Below are 9,246 nucleotides of genomic sequence, written 5' to 3'. Positions count from 1 at the left end.
GGGGGGGCGGCGGGACTGGCGGTCGCGGGATCGAGGCGAATCATACTTCCGAGGGTAAAATGCCCGTGCGCTTTATGCCATCGATTTCGCGTTAAAACGCACAGCCTGTCGCGAGCGCAAAACGAATGATAATGTTGCATTATCGTTCGTTTTTCAAAATGCGTGCCTGAAATGACCTCCGTGGCTCCTTTTTCATCGCCGGACGTCCCCTTTCGGCGTCAGATCGACGAGAATTCGCGTTCCTTGCGCGGACCGGATTCGCGCTCGATTGCCGGACGTCGCCTGAAAGGTCTCTCTCGTCGAGCAGAAGCCCAAAATCACGCTGATCGTTGCTGCGGGCCGTCCCACAGCAGGACGGCCTCTTCTGAACGAGGGTGAGGGTTTAGTGCATATCTCCCCACCGACGCTTTCAACCCTACGGATGCAAACCCGGCGCCGACCGGTAGAAGATCACCCCCACCGACGGAACCAGCTGGCTGAGGTAATCGAAATCTCCAACATTGCCTGTCAGGACCGTCGCTCCCAAAAGACCGGCTTGGTGAAAGATCAGCGCATCGTTCAGGAAGCGGCGTTCGTGCCCCTGCCCTTTCGGCAAATGGCTCAGTCGGAACAACAGGCCGGCAAGCATGCCGGCGCGTCCCCAGGCGGTGGCGTCTGGTGCATGCAGCCGGTGCGCGGGGATATCGTCGATCGTGTCCGCAACCACTTTCAGGACCGGCTTCGTCCTCGGCTGCGCCGGGTCGAGCCGGCCGAACACGTGGCTGAGCTCGGCAAGACAAACGGCGGAGTGGTGGCAAAGCCGATAGGTTAGAAGGGCATCGACGACTTCGGGCGTGCGTCCCTGCAGGACATCCAGATAGACGCTGGTGTCGAGAAGCAGGGTACCACCCACAGGCGGCTGGTCCCCTGCCCAGGACAGAGCGGAATCCGGCCGCCGTTCCAGCCCTCCGGTACGCCGCTGTGGCTTGAGGGAACGCAGCGCGCTCCCTAGATCAAACGCCAAGATCAATGTCCGCGGGGATGCTGCCCTTGCGGCCGACGAGCCGGGCGCCAAAATCGTCCTCGATGGCAAGCCGCGACAAGGCGAGCTCAAGCAGCTCGGTGTCGGAGGTCACATGCGCGCGCTTCTTTGCCGCCTCGATCAGTTCCGACGGCACCCTGCCGGAAAGGCGTGTGTTCTTGGCCGCGCCAAGCAGGCCGACCGCCCTCGCCTGCTCAAGCACGAGGCGGTTCCGGGTGTGGGCGATCCGCTCCTCACTTGCATCTGCCGCTGCGCCGCGTATGGCCATCTTGCTGGGATCTCCATCTGTTGAACGGAATATAAAGAATGTTGAACATGAAAGCAAGGAGAGACCGCCTCCCAAGAGGTCATCACTGGACAGGGCAGGCCTGCTCCCGGTGATGCGATACCCGGATCCGACGGGACGCAAATCTTGCAGAGCCACGCAGCTCGCTGTGGACAATTCCGAGCTTTGGCAGCACCTTGGCCCAAGAATCGCAGTGCTGCGACATCAAAATGGACGAGACTTAATGGGCAATGCCCGTAACTTGATGGTTTCCGCCGCCGCAATCGACCCAGATGACCTGCCGGACATTGTCGACGTCGTCATGGAGATGGGGCGGCTGGATGAAGACCCCTCCCCTTCCCCGCCGGTCCTCGACCAGCGGCAGGCATCGTTGCCTACGCATCTCGAAAAGCTCGCCGACCGCGCGCGTGATTATGTCGAGGCAGCCAGTTCAGCAAACACCCGTCGCGCCTACGCCGCCGACTGGAAGCATTTTTCCGCTTGGTGCCGGCGACAATCGTTCGATCCGCTGCCGCCAGATCCACAAGTTGTCGGCCTCTACATCACCGCCCAGGCCTCGGGATCGGAGCGGGTCAAAAAGTCGGTGTCGACGATCGAGCGCCGCCTGTCGTCGCTGACTTGGAATTATACGCAACGTGGCCAACCTCTCGACCGCAAGGACCGCCATATCGCAACCGTCCTTGCTGGCATCCGCAACAAACACGCCGCCCCTCCCCGACAAAAGGAGGCCGTCCTGCGCGAGGATCTCATCGCCATGCTGGAGACGCTCGACCGTGGCACGCTGCGCGGCCTGCGTGACCGCGCCATGCTACTTTTGGGATTCGCAGGCGGCTTACGCCGCTCCGAAATCGTCGGCCTTGATCTTGGCCGCGATCAAACGGAGGACGGTCGCGGCTGGATTGAATTTTTCGCGGACAAGGGCGTGCTGGTTACATTGCGGGGCAAGACCGGCTGGCGCGAGGTCGAAATTGGTCGCGGCTCGTCCGACGCCACCTGCCCGGTCGTCGCCCTGCAGACCTGGCTGAAGCTGGCCCGTATCGCCCATGGCCCCCTCTTCCGCCGCGTCACCGGTCAGGGCAAAGCGGTGGGGTCCGAGCGGCTGAACGATCAGGAGGTGGCGCGGCTGGTCAAACGCGCGGCCTTGGCCGCCGGCGTGCGCGGGGATCTTTCCGAGGACGAGCGCGGCCAAAAATTTTCTGGCCATTCGCTGCGCGCTGGCCTCGCCTCCTCAGCCGAGGTCGACGAGCGTTATGTGCAAAAGCAGCTTGGCCACGCCTCGGCGGAGATGACACGCAAGTATCAACGACGGCGTGACCGTTTTCGAGTCAATCTAACAAAGGCGTCCGGGCTCTGAAAAGCCTCGCCCCTCCCCTGTTGATCGCTAGGGTGAGGTGGTCAAGTTCTTTGATGACAACACCTCGTCGAACACAGTGATCGCTGTGACCAAACTGTCGGTGGCCGACGCCTCGTAGTCAGGCAAGATCATTAGTTGCGCAATGGCACGACCGACGAATTCCGGGTTGAGCTTTTCCATTCGCTCTTTGGTTTACAGCGCTGTTGAGGGCGCGCTCGCGAGCGGCTTGGTCACCGCCGAGCTACGCCACTCAGCGGGGCATGATCTGGCGGTCTCTTTTGGTTTGGGGTTCAGCGCCGTCTAACCCCTGCCCGTCGGCGAGACCGGGTTAGGGGAAACAACAAGAAAATCGTCAGGGGGAACCGCCCGGTTCGCAGCGCTCGATGCGCAGCCGAGGAAGCGAGAATTGCCGGATGGCGTTTCTTGTGGCTGGGGGTCGTGAGGGCGGAGCCCTGTCCGGCGAATGTCCAAGCCAAAACCACGGCAAATCACGAAAGTTTGCAGGCTTCGTTGCTACTTGCCGCCGAACATGGCTCCCCGGAAATGGCGCAAGCCCCGGCGAATCGTCAGCTTCACCCGCTTGCGACGGTACTTTTTTCGCAAGGCGGCCAGGATCTCAAGATGCGTCTTGTCGATGTCGGGACTGGACACGGGATCGTCCGCATGCGGCAACCGTGTCAGAGCCCGCGCATGCATGTCCGCGTAGGGTTGGGAATCGTAGGTGTCGAACGGTGTCGGCGGGTAGTTCAGCACAGTGGGATTGGTGTTGATCTCGAACACCTGGACGCGGCCGTCGACAATGGTGTAGTCGATCCGACCGTATGAAATCCTGGCCTTGTCGAAGATCGGCATCAGCGCAGCCGCGTGCGGATTGTCGCGAACATAGGCGGCGTGTTCGGCCAGCTGCTGTCCCGACATGCCTTTGCCCGGATCTTTAACAAACCACTGCTCGCTGGCGAAGCAGTGTTGCGCATAGCTGTGCTCGCCGATGCGATAGGCCGCGTATTTTCTATAGCTGCCGTCGGGCGCCGCTTTCGATCCGAACTCGACCACCATCGGGCGGACAAAATTCATCTTGCCGAGCTTCGAAAGCTCCTGGTCGAGCTCTGCTCGTGATGACAGCAGCCGCGGCGTTTTATAGGTCGCTCCGGCCTCGTCGCGCAGAAAGACAGGGAACCGCATCTTCTCGGGCAGTGTTTCCGGCCGGTATACGTTGAAACCATTGGTGCCATCCGAAAACAGCATGCGCAGCAGATCGAAACGCTGAACGGTTTGCCGGGGGTGATTGAATTGGAAGAGATCGGGCTGCTGCAGTCTCACGCGCTCGCAGAGATTGGCGCTTGCCTCGACCTCGGCATCGCTCAGGCGGTCCAAATCCGTCCAGATGGCCGAACCACGGGATATCCCGAGCAGACGCGCGCTTTCGTCATGGGGAACGACCCGGACAAAATCCTGCAGATCGGTGCGAAAATATAGCAGCAGGCTTGCCAGAGTGTTGGCATGTGAGCGATGACAAATGTAGAAAATCATGAAAACCCCCCTCCCTCATGTATCCTCAACGGCCGGCAGAAGGAAATCGCGCATTTCACGAACAACCACCCCCAGGATGACGGCCGTCACATTTCGTCACCTCGCAGAAGCCGATATCCCGCTCATGGTTGCGATGGAGACGGCGGCCTGGGGGTCGCTTGGCGCCAGCGAAGAGACGATCCGGCGCCGGCTTCTACTTGGGCACGTAATGATCGTGGCCATGGTCGAGAACGCTATTGCTGGTGCGATCTGCTTCGTGGAGACCAGCCAGGACCCTCGCCAGACGGAAAACTTCCCCAGGACTTTCGCCGCCTATTGTTCGCTTGCCAGGAGCGAACCGGCACGATCGCTCTACGTCTACAATCTTGGCGTGCGGCCGGAGTTTCGCGGCACCGACATGGCGCGCCGCCTCTTGTCACAGTTGATCGACCATGGCCGCCAGGTCGGCGTGCGTTGGCTGGTCGGCGATGGACGTTGCCCGTCTTATGCCGGAGCGCAGGACGACTTTCCCGACAAGGTTCGGCCGGATCCGGCATTTCGCCAGATCATCGATGACTGGCATCGCACAGGGGTAATGCCTTCAGTCAAGTCGATAACCAAGGACCCGCTTCTGCGCTTCTACAGGCGCGTTCTGCACTGTGAATTTCTGCATCTGGCACCGAACTTTCTGCCCGAGGACCTGAGCTCCGGCGGGTTTCGCGTCATCTTCGCAGTTGATCTCGACCCATGACAGCCGAAGTCGACCTTTTCGATCCGTTCACACTCGACGGCGATCCGTTTCCCGAATTCGCCCGTCGCCGCAATGCAGGTGGCGCCAGCTGGGGCAGGCCCCCTTACCCGGAAGTTGGTGAAGCGTTCTACGTGTTCAGCCACGCGCTTGTGTCGCAGGCCTTGAAACACCCCTTACTGCTGCAAGCGCCACCGGGCGCCTATCAGGAAATCAGGCAGAAGATCAGCGCCAATCCGGCCTTGGGTTTTTTGACCCGTTCCATGCTCTTGTCCGATCCGCCCAGGCACATCAGCTTGCGCCGCCCACTGGCCGGTTCGATGACGTTTGCCGCCGGCAGGGGACTGTTCGACCAGCTTGCGTCCAGGGCATCGCAACTCGTGCAGTCCGCCGTGCAAAAGCCGGAGTTCGATGCGGTCGCCGATATAGGCCTGCCGCTCGCCTTCGCCGGCCTGGAGCAGATCCTCGGCATCGGCATAGATGACCCATGGCGCACCGGCCACGATGCCAAGCTTATGGCCGATGCGCTGGATATGAGGGTTGGCGGCATCAATGAGGATGCAAACCAGGCCTGCCGTCGGTTGGAGGCATGGGTATTGCACGCGATAGAACGCGGCGCCATGCACCCAAATGGCATTTCTGCCCAGATGCTGGCTGAAGTCGATGCCGGTCGCTGGCGCAAAGACGATGCCGTTGCAAACATCGTGTTCCTGCTTTTTGCCGGCCAGGCGACGGTCGTGGACACGTTCGGCAATGCGCTGGTTGCGCTGGCAAATTCTCCGCGGCAGCTGTCGTTGCTTGAAAATGGGAATGTCGGTTGGTCAGCCGCGGCGGAAGAACTGCTTCGTTTCTGCGCGCCGGTCCAATATGCCGGGGCCCGCATCGCGGCGGATGATCTGTCGTTTGGTGGCGCAATCATAAAGGCTGGGCAGGCTGTCGTGCCCGTTCTGGGGAGCGCCAATCGAGATGTTTCAGTCTTTCCGACCGGCGATCGGCTGGATTTGGAGGCCGGCAGTTCATCGGCCTTCGCGTTCGGTACCGGACTTCATGCCTGCCTTGGCCAGCATGTTGCCCGGGTGGAGCTGGCAGTGTTGCTGGAGGCCTTGTTCACCTGGGCCAAAGGCTGGCGCCTGGATACTTCACGGGTTTCAAGGCGGCCTTCAGTGCTTTTCCACGGCCTGCAAACCGCTCCGATGATCCGGCGGGGCGATCGGCCACCCGCTTGAATTCCACGCTGCTTCTTAACACCGTGGGATCATCTGCCCGCTCACGACGTTGTGCGACAGGCGGATGAAGCCGAGTAATTGAGGGTCGTCGAAAATATCGATGTTGTGGCTTTCCCGATGGTCGATCTGGATCATCCTCGTCTCACTGACTTCAGTTGTCCGCGGACAACCGCATTGTCGAATTGTGCCTCCAATGTGTGCCTGGCCTTAGGCATGCGGATACCAGTGACGCTTTCGGTTAGGATCGCTATTCCCGTAAGGCTGCATCGCTACTCCTCAAGACGGCGGCTAATTGGGATCTTTACGCGCGAAACCAACCTCGGCCCGCGAAAGGCGTCTAGGTCCGGCAGGAGGCGAGGCGTTGCGCCAGGCGCACAAGTCCTTCGCACGACCCGATATCCACGGACAGCAGACTGCGGGCTCACGAATAGGCCATCCTATGCGCTCACTGTCGCCCCTGCTATCGTTTGATTGTCGACCCATCGCCGTGAGCCGGCCGGGATTCGGATTTCCGCCTAGGCGTTGTCCGCGGACAACCGCAACCTCGGACCTCAAATCCCACTTATAGTTAAGCGTTTGTAAAATGTTTACGAATCGGACCATACTGTAATTGCGCAGTTTGATTGAAATCCGCATCAAATGCGTAGTTCGAGGAGAGCAATGCTACAGGCGCTTACGCATGCCAGCGGGCAGGAACACCTGCCGTCGATGTTGTCCGCGGATTCTCTCGAATTGTCGCGGCAGCTTCAGCTACACCAACAAAAGATCTTCCCCCCAGCTTCCCAAAAAACGATCCGCCATTTCACACCTGCGGAGGCGGCATACTATATCGGCATCGGCGAGGGCTACCTAAGACAGGTAGCCTCGGCTGGAAATGGACCGGAACCATTGGCCAATGGTCGCCGGGTCTATTCTCCCGCGGACATGGAAAACATCCGTCGGTCACTCGACGAAAAAAACGGAACACCGAAATACGTTCCGATCCGTCGGCCTGGCGAGAAACTACAGGTCGTGGCCGTAATGAATTTCAAGGGCGGTTCGGCGAAGACGACGACTTCCGCACACTTGGCCCAGTTCCTCGCTTTGCGCGGCCATCGGGTTCTGGCAATCGATCTCGACCCACAGGCTTCACTGTCAGCGCTCTTTGGACATCAACCCGAACTCGATGTCGGCGAAGGCGAAACGCTTTACGGGGCAATCCGCTATGAAGAGCCGCGATCTATCTCTGAGATTGTGCGCGCCACTTACACCCAGAACCTACATATCGTGCCGGGTAATCTGGAACTCATGGAGTTTGAACACGAGACACCGAGAGCGATTACGACTGGGTCGGCGGAATCCATGTTCTTTGCCCGCATTGGAGAAGTGTTGACCGACATCGAGAGCTTGTACGATGTCGTAATTATCGATTGCCCGCCACAACTCGGTTTCTTGACCATGTCGGCGTTGTGTGCGGCGACGTCGGCATTGATAACCGTGCATCCGCAAATGCTGGATGTGATGTCGATGAGTCAATTCCTTGCGATGACCAGTGAGATGATGGCAGTCGTAGAAAGGGCAGGGGGACGTACCAGCTACGATTGGATGCGCTATCTCGTTACTCGCTACGAGCCGAACGATGGTCCCCAAAGTCAGATGACAGGCTTTATGCGGGCAATCTTTGGCAATCGAATGCTCCACAATCACATGCTGAAGTCGACGGCAATCTCGGATGCCGGGGTCACCAAGCAGACACTGTACGAGGTCGATCGACAGCAGTTCACCCGCGGCACGTATGACAGAGCGATGGAATCTCTAAATGCGGTCAATTCAGAAATCGAAGGCCTGCTAAGGACGACTTGGGGGAGGAAATAGTGGCCCGCAAGAATCTCATTGAGATTTCATCGGCAGATGAAGTGCCAACTCCTATGGCGGATATCAGACCAATCGCTGGCTTTGTAGCGCCGGCGATCCGTAGTGCTCCCATAGGAGGCATCACCAGAACCCTTGGTAACATCACGCAGAAATTTGAACGAGCGCAAGACCTCGAAAAGCAGCTCGCGGAAGGCAAGATAGTTGTCGAATTGGACCCAGCCTTGGTCGACGGGTCGTTCGTCAGTGATCGTCTTGGCATTGATCGGGTCGAACTGGCCGGCCTAGTTGCCCAGATCAACGAACATGGGCAGCAAGTGCCAATCCTTGTTCGGCCTCATCCGCAGGTAAACGGCCGATATCAAGTCGCATACGGACATCGTAGGCTTGCGGCGGTGAAAGAATTGGGCATCAAAGTTCGTGCCGTTATCCGTGAGTTGTCCGATGATCAATTGGTTGTCAGTCAGGGGCAGGAAAACAATGCGCGGACCAACCTATCATACATCGAAAGAGCATTATTCGCTGCCCGCCTGGAAGATCGGTCATTCTCCCGCGAAGTCATGATGGCGGCGCTAAACGTTGACAAGGCTGCCCTATCCAAAATGTTATCGGTTGTCCGCGTGATACCGATCGAACTGATAGAGGCAATCGGAGCAGCACCAGAGGTCGGACGCCGTCGATGGATGGAATTCGCTGAGAAGTTGCCAAAGGCGAAGGTTGAACTGCAGGCGGTGTTGACATCGTTGTCCGCGGACAACTCGAGCGATCAACGCTTTCAACAAGCTGTCAGTGCCCTCAACTCGCTTCCTCGAATTACCAGGGAAGGGGCCAGGACCAATCTCTGGGGGGCCAAGGACAAATTAGTTAGCGTCAACGTGAAATCGACGGCGAAGAAGGCGGTTGTGACCTACGAGGCAAAGGATGGTCCGAGCTTCGCGGCATACATTACGGGGCGACTGGATGACCTCTACGAGGCTTTCCGGAACTCCCAAAACCATCAATAGGAGAGTGAACCGCAAAAGAAAAAGGCCCCCAAGCGACTTTCGTCGTGGAAGCCCTTCTCCGTAGTAGCTGACTGAGAATCGCATCTTCACGAATCACTGTCAAGAGTCATTGGCGTCGTTTTGGCGAGCAGATTTCTTTTGCCTAATCGAGGTGAAGGAAAATGGAGACGGGTATTGCAACGACGCCCTTTGGGCGGCGGCCGATGTCGCTTGCCATGCTGGCAGCGCAAAACGATTCACGTGAAAT

General features: G+C 58.9%; 9 protein-coding genes. 5 read left to right on the top strand and 4 right to left on the bottom strand.

Translation table 11 applies throughout. From position 1 onward, the window contains the following. Positions 1-415: 415 nt before the first annotated feature. Together X739_RS136745 and X739_RS136750 are read right to left on the bottom strand one after the other, a co-directional pair. Positions 416-1,003, bottom strand: coding sequence for a hypothetical protein (locus X739_RS136745; RefSeq protein WP_031252679.1), 588 nt, complete (start codon positions 1,001-1,003; stop codon positions 416-418). Next, positions 993-1,289 carry a hypothetical protein gene (locus tag X739_RS136750; RefSeq protein WP_023796671.1) on the bottom strand — a complete coding sequence of 99 codons (297 nt, stop codon included), beginning with the start codon at positions 1,287-1,289 and terminating at the stop codon, positions 993-995. Before X739_RS136750 ends, X739_RS136745 begins: the two co-directional genes overlap by 11 nt. A 241-nt stretch (positions 1,290-1,530) precedes the next feature. Between X739_RS136750 and X739_RS136755 the strand changes: the two genes are divergently transcribed. Further along, entirely contained in the window at positions 1,531-2,661 is a 1,131-nt protein-coding gene (locus X739_RS136755; RefSeq protein WP_023796670.1) for a site-specific integrase, read from the top strand. Positions 2,662-2,688: 27 nt separating this feature from the next. On the opposite strand, the gene X739_RS1000000169850 is transcribed toward X739_RS136755, so the two are convergent. Beyond that, positions 2,689-2,841 carry a hypothetical protein gene (locus tag X739_RS1000000169850; protein ID WP_156940080.1) on the bottom strand — a complete coding sequence of 51 codons (153 nt, stop codon included), beginning with the start codon at positions 2,839-2,841 and terminating at the stop codon, positions 2,689-2,691. 333 nt (positions 2,842-3,174) lie between these two features. Next, positions 3,175-4,191 (bottom strand): hypothetical protein, encoded by a 1,017-nt coding sequence (locus tag X739_RS00180; RefSeq protein ID WP_023796669.1) that lies wholly within the window; start codon positions 4,189-4,191, stop codon positions 3,175-3,177. Between the two features lie 76 nt (positions 4,192-4,267). On the opposite strand from X739_RS00180, the gene X739_RS136760 reads away from it, so the two are divergent. The 4 genes from X739_RS136760 (at position 4,268) to repB (ending at position 8,999) form a co-directional block, all read left to right on the top strand. Then, the gene (locus X739_RS136760) at positions 4,268-4,921 is read left to right on the top strand and encodes a GNAT family N-acetyltransferase (RefSeq protein ID WP_023785192.1); all 654 of its coding nucleotides are present in this window, start codon (positions 4,268-4,270) and stop codon (positions 4,919-4,921) included. After that, the gene (locus X739_RS136765; protein ID WP_023796668.1) at positions 4,918-6,144 is read left to right on the top strand and encodes a cytochrome P450; all 1,227 of its coding nucleotides are present in this window, start codon (positions 4,918-4,920) and stop codon (positions 6,142-6,144) included. Before X739_RS136760 ends, X739_RS136765 begins: the two co-directional genes overlap by 4 nt. Before the next feature lie 660 nt (positions 6,145-6,804). Continuing rightward, a complete protein-coding gene (gene repA, locus X739_RS136770; protein WP_023774958.1) occupies positions 6,805-7,998 on the top strand; it encodes a plasmid partitioning protein RepA in 1,194 nt (397 codons plus the stop codon). Then, positions 7,998-8,999 carry a plasmid partitioning protein RepB gene (gene repB, locus X739_RS136775; RefSeq protein WP_023796666.1) on the top strand — a complete coding sequence of 334 codons (1,002 nt, stop codon included), beginning with the start codon at positions 7,998-8,000 and terminating at the stop codon, positions 8,997-8,999. Before repA ends, repB begins: the two co-directional genes overlap by 1 nt. The last annotated feature ends 247 nt before the right edge of the window (positions 9,000-9,246 follow it).

Origin of the sequence: Mesorhizobium sp. LNHC209A00 (assembly GCF_000502915.1) — a bacterium.
Taxonomy (GTDB): domain Bacteria; phylum Pseudomonadota; class Alphaproteobacteria; order Rhizobiales; family Rhizobiaceae; genus Mesorhizobium.
Note: the sequence above shows the minus strand (reverse complement) of the source record. Positions and strands in the feature narration are given on the sequence as shown.

Bases quoted from the DNA above. Each gene is read 5' to 3' on its own strand.
- repA (WP_023774958.1), top strand. From the start codon at position 6,805: ATGCTACAGGCGCTTACGCATGCCAGCGGGCAGGAACACCTGCCGTCG.
- X739_RS136750 (WP_023796671.1), bottom strand. From the start codon at position 1,289: ATGGCCATACGCGGCGCAGCGGCAGATGCAAGTGAGGAGCGGATCGCC.
- X739_RS1000000169850 (WP_156940080.1), bottom strand. From the start codon at position 2,841: ATGGAAAAGCTCAACCCGGAATTCGTCGGTCGTGCCATTGCGCAACTA.
- X739_RS136760 (WP_023785192.1), top strand. From the start codon at position 4,268: ATGACGGCCGTCACATTTCGTCACCTCGCAGAAGCCGATATCCCGCTC.
- X739_RS00180 (WP_023796669.1), bottom strand. From the start codon at position 4,191: ATGATTTTCTACATTTGTCATCGCTCACATGCCAACACTCTGGCAAGC.
- X739_RS136755 (WP_023796670.1), top strand. From the start codon at position 1,531: ATGGGCAATGCCCGTAACTTGATGGTTTCCGCCGCCGCAATCGACCCA.
- X739_RS136765 (WP_023796668.1), top strand. From the start codon at position 4,918: ATGACAGCCGAAGTCGACCTTTTCGATCCGTTCACACTCGACGGCGAT.